Here is a 17,936-nt window from a genome sequence, read left to right as displayed (position 1 = left end):
GGAATCAGTCCTTCAGGTCGCGGTGCATGATCCTTCCCAACGCGTGGCGCCCCGGCGTGACGTAGAACGAAAGGTTGTCCCGATGACGGATACAACGACTTCCCCCACCGAAACCGTCAACACGGTCCTTGGACCCGTTCCCGCTCACGAGTTGGGCGTGGTCGCGGTCCACGAAGCACTGCTCTCCGTCCTGCCGGGCGCGCAGTACGCCCCGGACATCTCGATGGACCGGGCCGAAATCTTCGAGGCGCTGGCCGCGAAACTCACCGACTTCCGCGACAAGGGCGGCAAGACCATCGTGGACAGCACCGGGATGTTCCACGGTCGCGACCTCAAGCTCTACGAGGCGCTGTCTCGCTCCACCGGCGTGCACATCGTCGCCTCCACCGGTCTGGGCCCCGAGGAGGAACTCGGCGGCTACTTCCTGACCCCGCAGACCAACCCGCCCACACCGTGGCCGGCCGAGAAGTTCGCGGATCTGTTCGGTAAGGAGGTCACCGAAGGCATGGTGGTCCCCCGGGTTGAACGCCGCGCCGCCGCCGGGATCGTCACCACCACGGCCGACCGCTCCGGCATGACTCCCACCGAGGAAAGCCTGTTCCGCGGCTCCGCCCGCGCCGCCAAGGACACCGGCGTGCCGGTCTCCATCCGCTTTGGCGCCGACGTCCTGCACGACCTGGACATCGTTTTGGACGAGCAGATCGGCGCCGACCGTGTGCTGGTGGGCGACGTGGATCGCAAGGACGCCGCCAAGTTCGCCCTTGAGGTCGCCGGCCGCGGGGCCTTCCTCGGCATCGACCACGTGGGCCTGGACGACGACGAGGACTACCTCACCGACCGCGAGCGCGCCGATCTGGTGCTTGAACTCGCCAGAACCGGGCATGCGGACAAGATCATCCTCTCCGGCAACTCCATCGGCGTGGCCAAGGGGCTGCCGGAGTACAACCTGCCGTACAGCCACGTGTTGGCCACCTTCGTGCCTTTCCTCAAGGACCAAGGCCTGAGCGACGACGACGCGCAGCGCATCCTGGTGGACAACCCGCGCCGCCTGCTGACGGTGCGCTGAGCGCCTGGGCGCGCACCGCCGTCGTACATCAACAAAGCTTCTCTAATCACAAGGTGAGGGTCTTGACCAAAGTAAACACCGTGCTGGGGACCATCCCGGCTGAAGAACTGGAAATCGTGGCGGTCCACGAACACATCGGCTACGGCATGCCCGGATCCGAGCTGGACACCAAGTGGTGGAAGTCGCCGGAGCAGGCCTACGAGGAAACCGTGCCGAAGCTGCGGAAGTTCCGCGAGTACGGCGGCGGCACGTTCGTGGACGCCACCGGCATCTGCAACGGCCGCGACATCGATTACTACCGCTCGCTGTCCCGCAAGACCGGCGTCCACATTGTGGCCTGCACCGGCTTTGTCGGCGGCGACACCGCGCTACCGCATTTCTCGCGCGCGTCGGTGGACTACCTGGCGAAGGTGTTCATCCACGAGATCACCGTGGGCATCGGCGACACCGGTGCCAAGGCCGGCGTGATCAAGGTGGGCGTCAGCCGCGGCGGCAAGATGACCGAGCTGGACAAGCGGATCTACCGGGCCGCGGCGCGCGCCGCCGTCCTCACCGGGGTGCCGATCCTGACCCACCTGGCGATTGACCCCGAGCCGGCGGTGAACATCTTCAACGAAGAGGGCCTGCCGCTGGACCGCGTGCTCTTCGGCCACGCCGACGACGGCCTGAACGCGCCGATCACCCCGCACGACTGGATCTACGAGCAGGGTGGCCGGATCGGTTTCGACACGTTCGGCTACGACCTCGAGCTGCCGGACCCGCCGTTCTGGGGCCGTAAGCGTGCCGAGCGGATGGAGCACTTCGTCAACCTGGTGAACAAGGGCTACGCGGACAAGCTGCTGGTCTCGGCCGACGCCAACTGCAGCCCGCTGGGCTGGCCCGGCGTGAAGGGCCACACCATCAACTACATCTTCGAGGACATGCTGCCCGACATGCGCGCCGCCGGCATCGACGACGCCACCATCAAGCTGCTGCTGGAAGACAACCCGGCCGACTTCCTGTCCATCAAGGCCTAGCCGCAACCATCCATGACCCCCGCCACGCCACAGACGACGACGGCGGGACCCCACCACTAATTTCACCCCCGAGGTCGCCCCCGCGGCGTCCAGTGAAGGAACCAGAATCATGAAGACTTCCGACATCCAGAACCTGAAGGTTGCCGTCGTCGGCGGCGGCTACGCCGGCGCTTCCGCGGCCCTGGCCCTGCTGCAGCTCGGCGCCGACGTCCACGTGTACGAGCAGGCCCCCGAGCTGGGCGAAGTGGGAGCCGGCATCGGCCTGCGCCCGCCGACCGTCGAGGTGCTGCGCAAGTGGGGCGTGTTCGAGGAGTTCGCCAAGGTCTCCGCCCCCTCCGACGCCATCGAGGTCTACCAGGCCAACGGCGAGCTGATTGCCCGCGATCCGTGGCCGGGCATCAACGAATATGCCCAAACCAACCACTGCCGCATGGTCCACCGCGGCGACGTCATCGAGACCCTGCTGCGGCTGCTGCCGGCCGAACGCGTGCACATCGGCCACAAGATGATCACCGTCACCGACAACGGCGACTCCGCCACCGTGAAGTTCGAGAACGGCGTGGAGGTCACCGCCGACCTGGTGCTGGGCGCCGACGGCATCCGCTCCAGCGTCCGCAACCAGATCTTCGGCGAAGTCCAGCCGGTGTTCTCGCACACCATCGCCATGCGCGCGGTGATCTCCGCCGACGACGCCTACGGCCTGGTGGAGAACGACAACTTCCGCGTGTACGTGGGCCGCAACGGCACCACCGTGTACTTCCTGCCGCTGCGCCACCGCAACCAGGTGTCCTTCGACATCACCGCCCCGAGCAACGACACCGCCTGGGCGCCGGAGGTCACGCACGAGTACATCGGCCAGCTGCTGGAGGGCTTCGACGAGCGGCTGCAGAAGATCGGCCAGGAACTGGACATCGCCTCGATGACCAACCGCGGCGTCTACGACATCGACAAGCAGCCGAACTGGCACACCAACAGCGTTGCCCTGGTCGGCGATGCCGCGCACGCCATGCTGCACCACCAGGGCCAGGGAGCCAACTCCGCCATGCAGGACGCCGCCTGGCTGGCCGACGCGATCAAGGACGGCGCCGACCTGCAGGATGCCCTGCGCACCTACCAGGCCAAGCGCAAGCCGATCACCGATGTGCTGCAGGACATCTCCCGCAAGCCGTTCGACATCGGTGACTCCTTCCCGGAGACCACGTCCTTCGAGAAGGGAGCGGGCGTCGAGTGAGCATCCACCCCGAGATCGGCAAACTCCTCGCCACGCTGCCGCCGTTCGACCACAGCACGCGGCCGGACCCGGAGGGCAAGCGCGCGGGTGACCTGCAGTTCGTCGCCCCGCTCGAAGACCGGCTGCCGCTGCACGCCGTCGAGGATTCGGTTGCAGCCACGTCGGCGGGCGACGTCCCGGTGCGGATCTACACCCCGGCCGAGACCGAGTCCTACGGCCTGCTGGTGTACGTCCACGGCGGCGCGTTCTTCTCCGGCAGCCTGGAGACGCACGACCACGTCGCGCGGGCCCTGGCCAAGGAGAGCGGTTACAAGGTCATCTCCGTCGGCTTCCAGCTGGCACCGGAGGCGCCCTTCCCCACCAGCCTGCAGGAGTGCTACGGCGTGGTCCGCTGGGCCGCCGAGCAGGGCGGGGACCTGGTTTGGGACGGCAAGAACCTGGCCCTGGCCGGTGACAGCTCCGGGGCCAACTTCGTGGCAGCGGTGACCGCGATGGCGCATGACGAGGGATTCGACCGGATCACGCACCAGGTGCTGTACTACCCCTCCGTGGACCTGGACTTCGACGAGGACCGCTACGCCTCGCTGCGCGAGAACGCCACCGGCTACGGTCTGGAGACTCCGGCGCTGAAGCCGTGGAACTCCTTCTACCTTGAGAGCGGCGCGGATCCCGCCGATCCGCTGGTCTCGCCGATCAAGCGCGAGGACCTCTCCGGCCTGCCCAAGGCCCTGGTCATCACCGCCGAGTACGATCCCCTGCGCGACGAGGGTGAACTCTACGGCCAGCGCCTGAAGGACGCCGGCGTGGACACCACGGTCAGCCGCTACGCCGGGGCGAACCACGGCTTCGTCCAGAACTTCTTCTGGATCCCGGAGTTCTACCGGGCCTTCCAGGAGACAGCGGAGTTCCTGAACAAGGGCTGACCCCTACTCAGGACTCCTCCGGTATACAAAGCGGCGGCACGCGTCTTCGGACGGTGCCGCCGCTTTCGTGTTTTGTCGCCATCCGCGCACCATTATGAACACCACGACGGCGGTGCCCGCCTCCCGGCGCCCGGCACCAAAAGCGGCGCGACCACGCAAAGGTGCGCCCGCTGTCCTTCCACCTCATGGCCGAAACGACTGTGCGGATATGGCCCCTCGCCGACGCGAAAAGGGGTTATATCTGCACAGTGCTTTTGGCGGTGGGGCTGCAGGAGCTGGGTGGGGACGGGGGCCGTGGGATCGGGATGGGGGCCGTGCGAGCCGTGCAAGCGTCGAGTCCCCGCACCCACACGGTCAGCGGGCCGCTTCAAACTCCTGGCGGTAGCCGTGCAGTGTAGTGAAGAACGGGGAGGGCTCCAGCGCCGGATTCCCGGTGTAGCCGATCGCTTCGGCCACCGGCTGGAACGGCGAGTACGCGGAGTCGGTTGTCTGCAGCCCGGCCTGCAGGCAGTCCAGGGCGGCGCCGGCGATGCGGGATTCCAGATCGATGCTGAACTGCAGAGCCTCCCGGGCGCGCTCGGCGTCGAGGCCGATCTCGTAGGGCTCACCGTTCGCGTCGCGGTACGGGTGGCCCAGGAAGAGGCGGTTCGGCCGGACCTCATCGCGCAGGTACTCCAGGCTCTTCCGGTAGGCGGCCGGCTCCTCGTAGCCCGGGAAGCCGTTGGCGGCACCGTGGGCCTGCACCGCGTCGCCCACGAAAACGTCGTTCTGCCCGCCGATCACGTAGGCCACTGAGCCGGCGGTGTGGCCGGGAATGTGGTGCACAGAAACGGTCACACCGCCGCCGAGGTCCAGCTTCTCGCCGCCCTTCACCAACAGGGTGGGCTCCATCTCGCCGGAGATAACCTTTTCCGCCGCCTGCGTCTGTTCCTCAATGGCGTTCGGGTTGTCCAGGTATTGCTGGCGCACCTGAACGTAGTTGTCCACGTGCGCGCGCCGGGAGCGCAGCAGCGGGGCGTCGCCCTCATGGATCACCACCTGCGCCTTGCGGCCGGTGAGCTCCCATAGCGCCTGGGCCCCGCCCAGGTGGTCGATGTGGCCGTGGGTCAGCAGGATCCAGCGCACGTCTTCGATGCGGCGGCCGAGCTTCTCGAGTTCGGGGATCATTCCCTCCACCGGCGACGAGGCGATCCCGGTATCCACAATGGCCGGCTCGGGGGCGTCGATGAAGAAACTGTAGAGGCCGAACCGCCCCCACGGCGACACCAGCGGATGGACCTTCACTTCGTTAGTCAACTTGATCTCCTCAACTCCGAAACCGGCTGGGTGGTTCTCAACCATTGTGGGCCCGTGAACCGGCGCCCTAGGCTTGTGCCCTTGCCCACAAGCACTTTATTATAATAATATGATCGATCAGAGCGAATGCCCGCCCGAAGAGTCTTGAGGGCACTCGGCCGCTGACAAGGAGTTGCACACATGACTGATTTCACGACGTGGAATGCCGGTGGGGAAAAGATCGCCATCCGCAAGGACCTCCGGGTCCCGATGCGCGACGGCGTTGAGCTCGCCGCGGACGCCTACCAGGGCATCGACGAGAAGCCGCGGCCGGCACTGGTGGCCCTGAGCCCCTACGGCAAGGAACTGCAGGCCCTGGCGCTGACCACCCCGCCGCAGCGGCGCCCCAGCCCCATGTGGGACGGCTGCATCGAGGCCGGCGACATCGCCCGCATCGTCAAGGAAGACTACGTCCACGTCATCGGCGACCTGCGCGGCTCCGGCGACTCCGGCGGCGAGCACATCGGCAACTACAACGCCGGCGGCGTCTCGCTGGGCCAGGACGCCTACGACTTCATCGAGTGGGTCGCCGAACAGCCGTGGTGCGACGGCAACGTCGGCATGGTCGGCATCTCCTACTTCGGCTCCATGCAGGTGCTGGCCGCGGCCGAACGCCCGCCGCACCTGAAGGCCATCTTCGTCTCCGGCGGCCACTACGACTTCTACGAGACCACCTACCACGGCGGCGTCATGTGGTTCATGCCGCGGGCCGCCCGCGAAGGCCGCGGCGGTGACTCTGGCTGGGCCTTCACCGACGGCGTGAAGTCCCGGATGATCGAGAAATACTCCCCCGAAGAGCTGAAGAAGCTCGTCGCCCAGCGCCTGCAGGATCCAGACGTGGCCGCCTGGCCCAACCTGGTGCACGTACTGAACTACCCGAAGAACCACGAGGCCTGGTTCGACATCGTGATGAACGAGCTCGACGGCGAATGGTACGAGGAACGCAACCCGATCACGCTGGCCCCGAACATCGACATCCCGGTCTGGCTGCAGCTGGACCAGGGCCGCGGCTGGACGCTGGACGGCACCATCGAGCTCTACAACGCGCTCAAGGGCCCCAAGAAGCTGGACATCGGCCCCTACCCGCCCATGCAGTCGCGCCCGTTCATCGAGGAACACGACAAGATGTTCCGCTGGTACGACTACTGGATCAAGGGCATCGACAACGGCGTGATGGACGAGCCCGCGGTGAGCGTGTTCGTCGAGGGCTCGCGCGAGGTGGTCACCGCCGAGGCGTGGCCGCCGAAGGAAATCGAGTACAAGTCCCTGTACCTGCGCCCGCGCCACAAGCTCTCCACCGAGCCGGAGCTGATGGGTGCCGAGTACGCCGCCCCGGACGGTTTCTACCAGGCCCCGCTGACCGTGACGGACAAGGTCCAGATCATCAACTGGAGCACCGACACCTTCGAAGAGGCCACGGAGATGATCGGCACCGGTGCCGCCCACATCTTCGCCGAGATCGACCAGCCGGACACGAACTTCATCCTGCGCCTCTGGGATTACGCACCCAACGGCAAGCGCCAGCTGATCACCAGCGGCTACCTCAAGGCCTCGCACCGCGAGCTCGACGAGCGGACCACCGAGGGCAACCCGTACCACCCGCACACCCGCTCCGTGCCGGTGGAACCGGGCAAGATCGAGGAGTACGTGGTGCGCCTCTACCCGTTCGCCAACACGTTCAAGCCGGGCCACAAGCTGACCGTGGAGCTGTCCAACGCCGAGCCGCTGGCCGACGAGCACAACGCGCTGCTCCCGCCGGACGCCTTCCACCTGCCGGTGGGCCGCCCGGTCACGCACAAGATCTACCGCGACGCCGAGCACCAGTCCCGGCTGGTCCTGCCCTTCACCACGCGCTAACCCCAGAGGGACAACGACGGCGGTGCTCGCCTTGACGAGCACCGCCGCCGGCGTTTCTGCGCACCTGGGTGGGCGCCGCCGTCGTCGTTGTCAGTGCGCCCCGGGGAAGGAAGGGGCTAGCTGGGCAACTTGTAGCGGGCCCGCAGCGGCTCGGCCGCCTCGAGCAGGATTTCCCGCAGCCAGGTCTTGAAGGCGCCGTCGGCAAGCCAGGGATTCCAGACCATGTCGATGCCCAGCGGCTCCACCGGGAACGGGAACTCCTCCACCCGCAGGTCGAACCGGCCTTCGAATTCCAGCCCCACCTGGTACCGGTGGATCGCCACGCCCCTGCCGGACTGCGCAATCAGGTGCGGCACGAACAGGTGGTCGGACACCCGCTGGCGCACCCGGTACGGGATGCTCTTCTCGTCCAGGATTTCATACGGGCGCAGCCGCTCCGAGGGCGAATCGGGAAACACATGCGGCACCTGCTCCAGCAGTTGCAGGGCGTCGGCGTCCCGCGGCTCGTTCCACGACGCCACCACCACCCACCGGTCGTCGTACAGCCGCTCCCGCGGATGGGGCGTGGGAAACGCCTCGGGCAACAGCACCACGTCGGCCGCGTCCTCCACAAACGGTGCGCTGGTGGCCACGCTGGTGGTGCGCAACTTCAGCACGGTGTTCGGCGCTCGTTCCGCCAACAGCCGGCTGAGTTCGCTGCCGATCACGAAGGCGGTGCTGTTGGTCATCGCCACCGTAATCAGACGGGTGTCTACGGCGGGGTCGAAGGAGGAGGCGCTGACAATCCGCGCCGCCTGGTGCAGCGCCTGTCGCAGCGGTGCGATTAGCTCCGCGGCGCGAGGCGTGAGCACCATCCCCCGGCCCTGCCGCACCAGCAGTTCGTCGTTGAGCAGGCGCCGGGTCCGGTTCAGCCCGTGGCTCATGGCCGGCTGGGACAGCCCCACCTTGCCGGCGGCCTTGGTGACGGACCGCTCCTCCAGCAGCGCCAGCAGCGGCACCAGCAGGTTCAGGTCGATGGAGGCCAGCCGCGCCAGATCGGCATCCATCGCAGTCTCCGGCCGGGCATCCGCCGACAGATCGAGTGAGGACATCGCAACCTCCTTCAGGGGTGAGCGCGGGCACCTCCGGCGCTGTCGCACCAGTCTAGCCACCTATTCATCCGATGCACACCACGGATAAAAACTATTCATTTGCCGAACACTAGCGAGGCTGCCAAGATTTCAATAACCCGGTTTGTGAAGCAAGCCACACAGATTCGAGTGGAGGACACAATGGAAATCATCCTGGATCGGCCGCGCTGCGAAGGGCACGGCCTGTGTGAGGAAGTCGCACCGCAGCTGATGCACCTGGACGATGAAGGCGAACTGGTGCTGGACGTGGTGCACGTCAGCGAGGACCAGCTCGACGCAGCGAAACAAGCCGCCCGGGTCTGCCCCGTCGCCGCGCTCCGCTTGGCGTGACCGTGCAGCTGGAACGCATCGTCGTCGTCGGCAACGGCATTGCCGGCCTGACGGCCAGCGACTCCCTGCGCGCCGCGGGGTTCGACGGCGAGCTGACCATTGTCGGCGACGAGCACCACGCACCCTACAGCCGGCCGGCGCTCTCCAAGGCAGCGCTGCTGGACGCGGAGGAGATGACTTCCCACCAGCTGCCGCCGTCCACCCACGAGGCCCGCGAACTCCTGGGCCGCCGGGCCCTGCAGCTGGACCCGAACCTCAAAACCGTAGTGCTCGACGACGGCAGCATCCTTCCGTACGACGGTCTGGTCATCGCCACCGGATCACGGGCACGCCGCTTGGCCAGCGCCGACCCGGCTGCCCGCCGGCATGAACTGACCCTGCGCACCCTGGAGGACGCGCTGGAACTGCGGCGCCGGATCGCCGACCGGCCGTCGGTGGTGGTGGTCGGCGGCGGCGCGCTCGGCATGGAGATCGCCTCCGGCTGCCTGGCCGCGGGCTGCGACGTCACGCTCGCCTCGCACCATCTTCCGATGGCCCAGCAACTGGGCCCGCACCTTTCCGAGGTCTTCCTCGCCGCAGGCTTGGACCACGGGCTCAAGCTCGCCCCGTCCAAGGCCGTCGGATTGCGCGAAACAGACGGACATCCACTGGTGGAGTTGGCCGACGGCTTCAACCTTGCTGCCGACCTGGTGGTCAGCGCCATTGGCGACATCCCGAACACCGAGTGGCTGGCGGACAGCGGACTCCTGACCGGCGGCCGGCTGGAAGTCGACAGCCGCGGCCGCCTGGGCCCGGACATCGTTGCCGCCGGCGACGTGGCCGCCTTCCCCACCTCTCGTGGCATCGCCCGGATCCCGCTCTGGACCAGCGCCATCGAGCAGAGCAAGGCCGCCGCCCTCGCCCTGCTCAACGGCAACGACGCACCCGAACTCAACTTCAACCCCTACTTCTGGACCGAGCAGTTCGGGCTCAGCCTCAAAGCCATCGGCCATCTCCCCCTCGAGGGCGCACCCGAGTACCTTGAGGGCGGCCCCGACGGCGGCCCCGCGCTCATGCGCTGGACGCACCCGGACGGCACCAGCACCGCCGTCGCGCTCAATTACCGCATCCCCATCCCCAAACTGCGCCGCTTGGCCAACCCGGCCCCCGCCCAGGTACCGTCGCCCGCGTGACCGCCGGCTTGGCGGATACAACCCAACCATCGGCTGGAGGCCGGCGAAGCCAACGACCTGCGCCTGACAGGCGCCGGCTGCCCCAGCACGCTCCTTCCGCAATTCTTTCGTAGCCGGCGTGAACCACCCGGCCCGCGACCGCTCCCCCCACCCGTGAAGCCGGTCCGTCTGCGCCACTGCCCCGCCCGTGTCTTCGCGGCGTGCAAAGTTTGAAAGAGTGAACATGGGCGGGAGTCCGTCTCGGGACCGGGCGTGCCTTCGCGTAGCCGATGCTGCCGGTGTATTAAGGTTGAAAAAATGCACCATCCGTCATGACTCTTTGCCGGAATGACCGTACCGCCGATCTCGCCAGCGGTACGGTTCAGCGGCACCGTTCCAGGCAGGCTTCCACCTCTGCCTTCCCACTGCCCGGGCAAGGACGGACACCCCGCCGTCCCGCCCAGGCACCGGCCCTCCCCTCGGTGAGAACAAGCACCAACAGTCAAGCAGACCCGTCCCCTTCGGAACCTCAAATGCGCAGGTCGGCGGCTGCACCGCAGCAGGACGATTCGAACGGAGACCGGCAGCGTGCAACGCCTCATCCTCTTCGCGGCGCTGGCCGTCACGCAGTGGGCCCCGTGGATGCTCGCAGGCCTGGCCGGCGGCCCGGCCGCAACGGTTGCCGGGGTGGTGCTTTTCATTGCCGTGTTGTGTTGGGCGGTCCGGCGGACACCACCGGACCGCCGGTCCTCGTGGGGGTTGTCCCTGGCCCGCCCCGCGGGCCGCCTGCTTCTGACCGGTTTCGCTGCCGGTTCGCTGACCTATCTGGCCGTTTTCAGCGTCCGTTGGCTGGGCGGGGGCGGACTCGCGGCCGGAGTGCACGGCGCCGATGTGCCCCTCGTCGTGGCGACCGCCCTGCTCGTCGCCGGATACCAGGCATTCTCCGAGGAGGTTGTCTTCCGCGGGGCAGTCTTCACTCTGTTGCCCCGGTCCGTGCCCATCCGGACGGCGGTCGTCGTTTCCACCGGGGTGTTCGTGCTCTTCCATGCCCCTCGGTGGCAGGAACTGGCGAGCGGTCCGTACGCGCTGCACCTGGTGTTGGCGGGGCTGGCCTTCGCCATCGCCTACGTGCGCACCGGCTCGTTGTGGCTGGGGCTGGGACTGCACGCCGGATGGAATGCCGGTGCCTATCTGCTCCGTGAGGGCGAGCCTACACTGCTGCGGCTCACGGGTCCGCTCCCCGAGGGCTGGGGTGGGTGGAGCAGTTGGGTCGGCGTCGCAGGCAATGCGGTCCTGCTGCTGCTGGTGCTCGCCTTGACCTCACGTATAAGTGGGAAGACTCGGGAACCAATTAAGGAACACCTCCCACGTTCCACGCCTCCAGAGACTGCGGCCCCTGAACGCCGCAGCTGAAGACGGATGACTTCACCATGGGCGGCATCCGTAGCGTCGAGCGGCCCGCCAGCCACCCGGGCGGCATCCGAGCCGCGCCCGGCCGCATGGATCCAGCCCGCTACCCGGAGCGCTGAGAGCTCTCCTTCGACTTCGAGGGTGGTGGTGACGTTATCGCCCTGCGTGGCCAGCCCGCCGACCTCGATGCGCTCCACCTTGCCGCCGGCCTTGATGCTCAGCGCGACGGCCTTGAGCGGCAGCTGGACTCCCTTGACCAGACTCATACCCTCTCCCCCGGTCGTGGTCACGTCACCGGAGATACTGAGGGATCCGAGCGGCTTACTGACCTGGACGCCGACCGACCCGTCGCCGGTAGTTTCGATCGAGGCGAAGCGGGCCTCGCGCAGCGACCCATCGTAGAGGTTGAACCCTCTCGCGCCCTTGCCTGTGGTGCGGATGGTGTCCCTGACCTCGAGCAGGTCGATGGCGCCGAAGTTCACGAAGCCGATGCCGCTCGGGCCACGCGCATGGCATCCGAGTCAGAAGCAACAACGATGCTGGCGAAGTTCTCCGAGTAGCTGCCCAGATCCGGGCTGACCGAGCCCACCACCGCATGCACCGGCTTGCCAAGGTTGCGGGCCAGGATGGCGGAGATGATCTTGCCCTGTCCGGTCTGCGAGTCCAACTGGCCTTCGCCCACGATGATCGCGTCCGCTTCGGCGGCGAGTTGGTCAAAGCCGACCGCGTCAAGGATGTTGGCGCCCAGATTGCCTGCGCGACCGGCAGGTGGCTGCCGGGCCCTAAGTCGCTGACCGGCGGCTTACGACATTCGTAGACGTAGCCTTCGACGGGCGTTGGCCGCGCTCCCCATCCCTCGTCCAGTCGCCCGCCTGTCTGCGAACCGCATACCCCGGCTCCTCACCTGTTGACGGCCGCACCCGCCCCTCGGCCCCTCAAGCCTCGACGGCAAGAGGCAAGCATGCTTAGTATTTAGGGCATGCAGGCCGGGCAGAGGGAATCTGCCGAAGGGCCTGCCGTCACCGGCGACCCACTCCTAGGCGGCGATAGTGAAAGCAATGGTGTACCGCGGACCGTATAAGGTTCGCGTTGAAGAGAAGGACATGCCCCCGATCGAGCATCCCAACGATGCGATCGTGCGGGTCCAGCGGGCGGCGATTTGCGGGTCGGACCTGCACCTCTACCACGGCATGATGCCGGACACCCGGGTGGGGATGACATTCGGGCACGAGTTCATCGGCGAGGTGGAGCAGGTGGGCCCATCGGTACAGAACCTCAAGGCCGGGGACCGGGTGATGGTGCCCTTCAACGTGTACTGCGGATCCTGCTATTTCTGTGCCCGCGGCCTCTACTCCAACTGCCACAACGTCAACCCGAACGCCACCGCCGTGGGCGGAATCTACGGCTACTCCCATACCTGCGGCGGGTACGACGGCGGCCAGGCCGAGTTTGTGCGCGTGCCCTTCGCCGACGTCGGGCCCTCCATCATCCCCGAAGGGCTCGACGACGAGGATGCCCTGCTGATGACCGATGCGCTGGCCACCGGCTACTTCGGTGCCCAGCTCGGCGACATTGCGGAGGGCGACACGGTGGCGGTCTTCGGTGCCGGACCGGTGGGTCTGTTCGCGGCCAAGTCGGCCTGGCTGATGGGTGCCGGGCGGGTCATCGTGATCGACCACCTGGACTACCGGCTGGAGAAGGCGAAAACTTTTGCCCACGCCGAGACGGTCAACTTCGCCGAGCACGACGACGTCGTCGTACATATGAAAAAGACCACCGACTACTTGGGCGCGGACGTGGTGATCGACGCCGTGGGCGCGGAGGCCGACGGCAACTTCCTCCAGCACGTCACGTCCGCCAAGCTGAAGCTGCAGGGCGGCTCGCCCATCGCGCTGAACTGGGCCATCGACTCGGTGCGGAAGGGTGGCACCATTTCAGTCATGGGCGCCTACGGTCCGATGTTCAGCGCGGTGAAGTTCGGCGACGCCTTCAACAAGGGGCTGACGCTGCGGATGAACCAGGCCCCGGTCAAACGCCAGTGGCCGCGGCTGCTCGAGCACATCCGGAACGGCTACCTCAAGCCCAGCGACATCATCACGCACCGCATCCCGCTGGAACACATCGCCGAGGGATACCACATCTTCTCCGCCAAGCTGGATAACTGCATCAAACCCGTCATCGTCCCGAACGCGGGCTAAGGAAAGGAAGACGCGATGCCTTACCGCGCCGAGAAACCCGGCACCCGACCCAGCAGCGATGAACTCCGCGCCCGCATTCCCGGCTGGGGCGCGGACCTGGACCCCAAGGACCGGCCGGCCGTACCCCGCGAGCGGTTCGACCCGGGCGCGTCCGGCGCGCACTGGGACTTCCCGGAGCGGCAGGAAGAGAAATGGCCGCGCGAACGCTCCATCGAACACCAGCAACTCACGCCGGTGTTCGGCACGTCCGCTCCCCCAAAGCTGCTCTCCGGGGCCATGCGCAAGTACGCCTACCGCCGCTACAGCGAAGGACGCGCTGCCCACTGGCTGGCCCTGATCGCCGCCGACCGGGTGGATGCTTGGGAAAGCCACCTCCGGTCCTTCGCTTCGCTCCGTCCGGACAACCCAGTCACCGAGACCGGCGTACTGGGCGAAATCGGGAGCAAAGCCTTCAGCTCGCGTTTCGGCCGCAACCGCGCCGACGTCAAGCACGAATGGCTGGACCCGGTGATCGTCGCGGGCCCCTGGCTACTCGCCGGCACTGCCGCCGCCGCTGTGGCACTGCGCGTACTGGCGAAGTCCCGGAAGTAGGCGGCCCTTCCCGCCCTTGGCTCAGCCGGGGGTGAGGACGCAGAACTCGTTGCCCTCGGGATCGGCGAGGCACTCCCACGGCACATCGCCTTGGCCGAGGCCGGCCTCGGTAGCGCCCAGCGCGCGCAGCCGGGCCACCTCGGCCGCCTGGTCGTCACCGGTATACGGCTTCAGGTCCAAGTGGACCCGGCCGCACGCCGCACCATCAGGCGTGCGAAGGAATTCCAGATACGGGCCGACGCCCTCGCTCGAGCGGAGCCGCGCATGATTGTCGGTCACCCTGTGCAGGGTCCAGTCCATAGCCTCGCCCCAGAACCGGGCCATCGCCCGGGGATCCGAGCAGCTGACCATCACCGCGGCTATCGGCCCGGTGTCCCGGTAGATCGGCCGCGGCTCCAGCACACAGAACAAATTGCCCTCCGGATCGGCCATCACCGTCCACGGCACGTCACCTTGGCCGATGTCGGCGGGCGTCGCGCCTAACCCCCGCAGGCGTGCGACCAGTTCCGCCTGATGGGCCTCCGACGTGGTGGCGAGATCGAGATGTGCGCGGTAGTCCACCGTCTCCGGATCCGGGACTTTGACCACGTCGAGGCAGACGGCGGACGGGTCCGGCCAGTCGAACCCCACCGGCTCAACATTGGTCACCCCGGGCCCCTCGCTGGAGACACCCCAGCCGAGCGCCTCCGCCCAAAACCTGCCGAGGGCCGAGGCGTCCCCCGCCTTGAAATTCACCTGAACCAATCGCAGCGCCATACCGCCCGACCCTATACCGAACAAAACCTGATCGGGAGGAGCGTTTAGGCTTTCTCGGCGCGTGGCCGCTTGTTTTCCAGTGCGTGGTTGAGACGGGTGCCGCTGCCCGGCGTTGGTTGTTCGGCGCCGCTAGGACCGCGCCGTGCGGGGCGCTTCGGCGCTGGCCTGGATGATCGCGCGCGACGCATTGCGCGCGTGCGCCACGGGGTTGCTGGGTTCGCCGCGGAGCAGGCTGGCGAGCACGCCGTTGTAGAGCAGCAACAGGACCGCGGCAACCGAGGCCGCATCCGGGCAGCCAGCCTCCTTCGCCAGCCTCGCCAGCCGATCGGTGATCATCTGCGTATCCTGCCGGATGAGCTCGAACACCGGGTCATCCTGGCCCTCGGTCGGCGCGGGGCGTTCCGACGCCGTGGCCAGAAAGCTGCACCACTGGGTCGGATTGGCCGAGGCCCGGAAGCTATCAATGGCATCGAAGACCGCCAGCAACCGCTCCTCAGGGGTGGTTGCTTGCGCGATCGCTTCGTCCCAGTGCCAGGTCCAGTTCTCCAGCCGCCGAGCAAGCACTTCGCGCAGCAGGTTGTCCTTGGAGCCGAAGTGCTTGTAGAGCGTCACGATCGCCACTCCGGCCGTTGCCGCCACTCGGTCCACGCCGGTCACACTGATGCCTTGCTGGAAGAACAGCTCCTCGGCCGCATTCAGGATGCGGTCGCGGGTATTCAAACGGGCAGCCATGGGACTAGTATAACGCTCGTTATGGTGTAACGGTCGTTATACGTTCGGAGGCGCGATGAGCAGGGACACTATCGGGCGCAAGACCCGGACGCCCGGGCTCGGGGTGGCGTTCGCCGGGATGCTGTTGATCGCTGCAACCTACGGCATGGCACGCTTTGGAGTCGGCCTCTTCGCTCCGCTCTTGGCAGTGCAGCGGCCGGAACTAGCCGAGGTCCTCGGATGGGCGGCCGCAGCGCAGTTCACCTCTTATTCGCTGGCTGCGCTGGCCGCCGCACGGTTCGTTGACCGCGCGCCTCGTGCCGGCCTGCTGCTCGCCGGCGCCACCGCTGCCCTTGGATGTCTAGGGGTCGCGGCGGCGCCGTCGCCCTCCATGTTTGTGCTGGCCGTCTTTATCGGCGGCATGGGCGGGGGCTTCGCCTCCCCGGCCTTGGTGCCCGTGATAGACGCGGCGGTTCCACCTCGCACCTCCGCTACGGCGCAGTCGCTGGTGAATTCGGGAACAGCTGTCGGAGTGATCGGAGCCGGGCTGGTGGCATCGGCAGCAGCATCGGTCGGTCCAGCCTGGGTATTCATGGCGGTGATGTGTGCGACGACGGCGGTGGCCGTCTGGCATTACGCCAAGTCACGTAGAGAACTCGGAGCCGCCGCCCGCGCTACTGCGGGACCGACGGCGGGGCTCCCGGCCAGCAGGGACAGGGGACCCGCGTCGATACTCCAAGCCCGCATCGGGCCGTGGCGTCTTCTGGCGGTCCCCGGTGTAGCGGCGGTCATTGCCGGCGCCGGCTCGGCTTTGATCTGGACGTTCGGACCGCTGCTGCTCACCGACGCCGGAGCCGTTGCACCCGAGCGGGCCGGAGTGCTGTGGATCGCCCTAGGCTTGGGCGGTCTCCTCGGCATTTTAACCGGAGCGCTGGTCCGACATCTGGGCACGCGGGGCGGATGGTGCTTCTTCGCCGGTGTGCTGGCCCTCGCCAGCGCAGGCGTTGCAGTGTCCGTGCTGACAGTCAGCGCTTGGATCGCTTATGCCAGCATGGCCGTCTTCGGCGCCGGGTACATGGGTTTGTCCGGCGTGCTCATCCTGTGGGCCCGCAACCTGTGGCCTGGCAGCGCGGGAGCCGGCACGTCCATGCTGTTCATTGCATTGGCAACCGGCCAAGCACTAGGGTCCGCCGGTTTCGGACTGACCCGCGGCACCACGCCACCCGTTGTCCTCGCAACCCTGGCCGCCGGCATCCTCGTCCTCGGCGGCCTTATCGGACTGATCCGTAGACGGCGGTCCGCAACCTAATCTGCGAGTTCGACAACCTCGAACTCAAGCAGCTCCGCGCCGCTGGCCACCGGCCGCTGGTCACTGTTGTGGTCCCGCGGCGCCCGGTTGTCGCGCCAGTTCTCAAAGTCCTCGCGCGTGGCCCACTGCGTGTACACGAAGTAGCGGTCCTCCCCCGCCACGGGACGAAGCAGTTGGAAACCCTCGAATCCGGGAGCGGAATCAACCGCATGCTTGCGTGCAGCAAAGCGGGACTCCAGCTCCGCACCCGAACCCTCCGGGACCTTCAGTGCGTTGATAACGACGATGGACACGACGCTTCTCCTTCAATCTGAGGAACCCACCCGGGCAATGACGCTCCCACGTTACTCCGCTCCGCCGGGATGCGCAGGGGAAAAACAGGTGGCACGTTAGGGTCAGCCGACTTCCTCGGATGTTCAGGAGATTGGATGCGGATAAATTACTGAGTGCCCCAAATTAATCGACTGCAGACCCGCAAAGAACCCACATCCGCCCTTCGCCCGGGCAGCGGCCGGGCCGACCCTTTGGACACGACCGCGTAACGCCCTAGGACCGCCATGCCCGTCTGAAATTCTGCAATAAAAATGCAGGGAACCCCACGTGTACGGTCATTCCTTCACCACAACCAGTTCGTGGTTGGGTGTGGTTGTTTCGATGCCGTGTGCGGTGGCGACGGTTTGCAGGAGTGATTTGAGTTTTTTCGCTTCGGCGTTGGTGAGGCTGGAGAGGAAGTCCTTTTCGAACGTGGCGGCAGTCTCGCGCAGGGAGTCGAGCAGGTCGCGGCCGTCCTCGGACAGAACGAGGGAGTGTTCGCGCCGGTTCTCGAGATTTCTTTCGCGGGAGAGGTAGCCGCGGGACTCGAGTTCGTCCAGCAGGCCGACCATCGCGCTTCGGTGCACCAGGAGACGGTCGCTGAGCGTTT

The 17,936-nt window shown here is 67.0% G+C and carries 18 protein-coding genes; 11 read left to right on the top strand and 7 right to left on the bottom strand.

All coding sequences use genetic code 11. The annotated features are described in order from the left end of the window. Nucleotides 1-82: 82 nt before the first annotated feature. From AC5RW2_RS30835 to AC5RW2_RS30820, 4 genes are all read left to right on the top strand, one after another. Entirely contained in the window at nucleotides 83-1,066 is a 984-nt protein-coding gene (locus AC5RW2_RS30835) for a phosphotriesterase family protein (protein WP_493964427.1), read from the top strand. A gap of 53 nt (nucleotides 1,067-1,119) precedes the next feature. Continuing rightward, nucleotides 1,120-2,082, top strand: coding sequence for a phosphotriesterase family protein (locus AC5RW2_RS30830; protein ID WP_493964426.1), 963 nt, complete (start codon nucleotides 1,120-1,122; stop codon nucleotides 2,080-2,082). Nucleotides 2,083-2,191: 109 nt separating this feature from the next. Continuing rightward, entirely contained in the window at nucleotides 2,192-3,313 is a 1,122-nt protein-coding gene (locus AC5RW2_RS30825) for an FAD-dependent oxidoreductase (protein WP_493964425.1), read from the top strand. Beyond that, nucleotides 3,310-4,236, top strand: coding sequence for an alpha/beta hydrolase (locus tag AC5RW2_RS30820; protein WP_493964424.1), 927 nt, complete (start codon nucleotides 3,310-3,312; stop codon nucleotides 4,234-4,236). Before AC5RW2_RS30825 ends, AC5RW2_RS30820 begins: the two co-directional genes overlap by 4 nt. 354 nt (nucleotides 4,237-4,590) lie before the next feature. On the opposite strand, the gene AC5RW2_RS30815 is transcribed toward AC5RW2_RS30820, so the two are convergent. Continuing rightward, a complete protein-coding gene (locus AC5RW2_RS30815; RefSeq protein ID WP_493964423.1) occupies nucleotides 4,591-5,532 on the bottom strand; it encodes an MBL fold metallo-hydrolase in 942 nt (313 codons plus the stop codon). A 180-nt stretch (nucleotides 5,533-5,712) separates the two neighbouring features. Here AC5RW2_RS30815 and AC5RW2_RS30810 point away from each other — a divergent pair, with 180 nt between their 5' ends. After that, nucleotides 5,713-7,428: a CocE/NonD family hydrolase gene (locus AC5RW2_RS30810; RefSeq protein ID WP_493964422.1), complete on the top strand. Its 1,716-nt coding sequence runs from the start codon at nucleotides 5,713-5,715 to the stop codon at nucleotides 7,426-7,428. Nucleotides 7,429-7,544: 116 nt separating this feature from the next. Here AC5RW2_RS30810 and AC5RW2_RS30805 read toward each other — a convergent pair whose 3' ends face one another. Then, on the bottom strand, nucleotides 7,545-8,519 hold the full coding sequence (locus AC5RW2_RS30805; RefSeq protein WP_493964421.1) for a LysR family transcriptional regulator: 975 nt from the start codon (nucleotides 8,517-8,519) through the stop codon (nucleotides 7,545-7,547). 180 nt (nucleotides 8,520-8,699) lie between these two features. On the opposite strand from AC5RW2_RS30805, the gene AC5RW2_RS30800 reads away from it, so the two are divergent. The 3 genes from AC5RW2_RS30800 (at nucleotide 8,700) to AC5RW2_RS30790 (ending at nucleotide 11,452) form a co-directional block, all read left to right on the top strand. After that, nucleotides 8,700-8,888 carry a ferredoxin gene (locus AC5RW2_RS30800; protein ID WP_493964420.1) on the top strand — a complete coding sequence of 63 codons (189 nt, stop codon included), beginning with the start codon at nucleotides 8,700-8,702 and terminating at the stop codon, nucleotides 8,886-8,888. Then, complete coding sequence (locus tag AC5RW2_RS30795) at nucleotides 8,885-10,060, top strand: NAD(P)/FAD-dependent oxidoreductase (RefSeq protein WP_493964419.1); 1,176 nt, start codon at nucleotides 8,885-8,887, stop codon at nucleotides 10,058-10,060. The genes AC5RW2_RS30800 and AC5RW2_RS30795 overlap by 4 nt, the downstream gene beginning before the upstream one ends. A 567-nt stretch (nucleotides 10,061-10,627) precedes the next feature. Further along, on the top strand, nucleotides 10,628-11,452 hold the full coding sequence (locus AC5RW2_RS30790; protein WP_493964418.1) for a CPBP family intramembrane glutamic endopeptidase: 825 nt from the start codon (nucleotides 10,628-10,630) through the stop codon (nucleotides 11,450-11,452). Nucleotides 11,453-11,927: 475 nt separating this feature from the next. Here the strand turns inward: AC5RW2_RS30790 and AC5RW2_RS30785 are convergent, their stop codons facing one another. Beyond that, a complete protein-coding gene (locus tag AC5RW2_RS30785) occupies nucleotides 11,928-12,185 on the bottom strand; it encodes a glycerate kinase (protein WP_493964496.1) in 258 nt (85 codons plus the stop codon). A gap of 313 nt (nucleotides 12,186-12,498) precedes the next feature. Between AC5RW2_RS30785 and AC5RW2_RS30780 the strand changes: the two genes are divergently transcribed. Together AC5RW2_RS30780 and AC5RW2_RS30775 are read left to right on the top strand one after the other, a co-directional pair. Continuing rightward, nucleotides 12,499-13,647, top strand: a complete 1,149-nt coding sequence (locus AC5RW2_RS30780) for a zinc-dependent alcohol dehydrogenase (RefSeq protein ID WP_493952143.1) — start codon at nucleotides 12,499-12,501, stop codon at nucleotides 13,645-13,647. Nucleotides 13,648-13,662: 15 nt separating this feature from the next. After that, the gene (locus tag AC5RW2_RS30775) at nucleotides 13,663-14,238 is read left to right on the top strand and encodes a hypothetical protein (protein ID WP_493964417.1); all 576 of its coding nucleotides are present in this window, start codon (nucleotides 13,663-13,665) and stop codon (nucleotides 14,236-14,238) included. Nucleotides 14,239-14,259: 21 nt separating this feature from the next. Here AC5RW2_RS30775 and AC5RW2_RS30770 read toward each other — a convergent pair whose 3' ends face one another. Continuing rightward, a complete protein-coding gene (locus AC5RW2_RS30770; protein WP_493964416.1) occupies nucleotides 14,260-14,994 on the bottom strand; it encodes a VOC family protein in 735 nt (244 codons plus the stop codon). A 129-nt stretch (nucleotides 14,995-15,123) separates the two neighbouring features. Next, nucleotides 15,124-15,726: a TetR/AcrR family transcriptional regulator gene (locus AC5RW2_RS30765; RefSeq protein ID WP_493964415.1), complete on the bottom strand. Its 603-nt coding sequence runs from the start codon at nucleotides 15,724-15,726 to the stop codon at nucleotides 15,124-15,126. A 55-nt stretch (nucleotides 15,727-15,781) separates the two neighbouring features. Here AC5RW2_RS30765 and AC5RW2_RS30760 point away from each other — a divergent pair, with 55 nt between their 5' ends. After that, nucleotides 15,782-17,014 carry an MFS transporter gene (locus AC5RW2_RS30760; protein WP_493964414.1) on the top strand — a complete coding sequence of 411 codons (1,233 nt, stop codon included), beginning with the start codon at nucleotides 15,782-15,784 and terminating at the stop codon, nucleotides 17,012-17,014. On the opposite strand, the gene AC5RW2_RS30755 is transcribed toward AC5RW2_RS30760, so the two are convergent. Both AC5RW2_RS30755 and AC5RW2_RS30750 read right to left on the bottom strand, forming a co-directional pair. Continuing rightward, a complete protein-coding gene (locus AC5RW2_RS30755) occupies nucleotides 17,011-17,307 on the bottom strand; it encodes an antibiotic biosynthesis monooxygenase family protein (protein WP_493964413.1) in 297 nt (98 codons plus the stop codon). The genes AC5RW2_RS30760 and AC5RW2_RS30755 overlap by 4 nt on opposite strands. A 315-nt stretch (nucleotides 17,308-17,622) precedes the next feature. Further along, on the bottom strand, nucleotides 17,623-17,936 hold a 314-nt coding region (locus AC5RW2_RS30750), incomplete at its 5' end, for a MarR family winged helix-turn-helix transcriptional regulator (protein ID WP_494074875.1).

This window comes from Arthrobacter sp. B0316-1-20 (assembly GCF_059091865.1).
The sequence above is the reverse complement of the archived record's forward strand: the minus strand, read 5'-3'. Positions and strand labels throughout refer to the sequence as shown.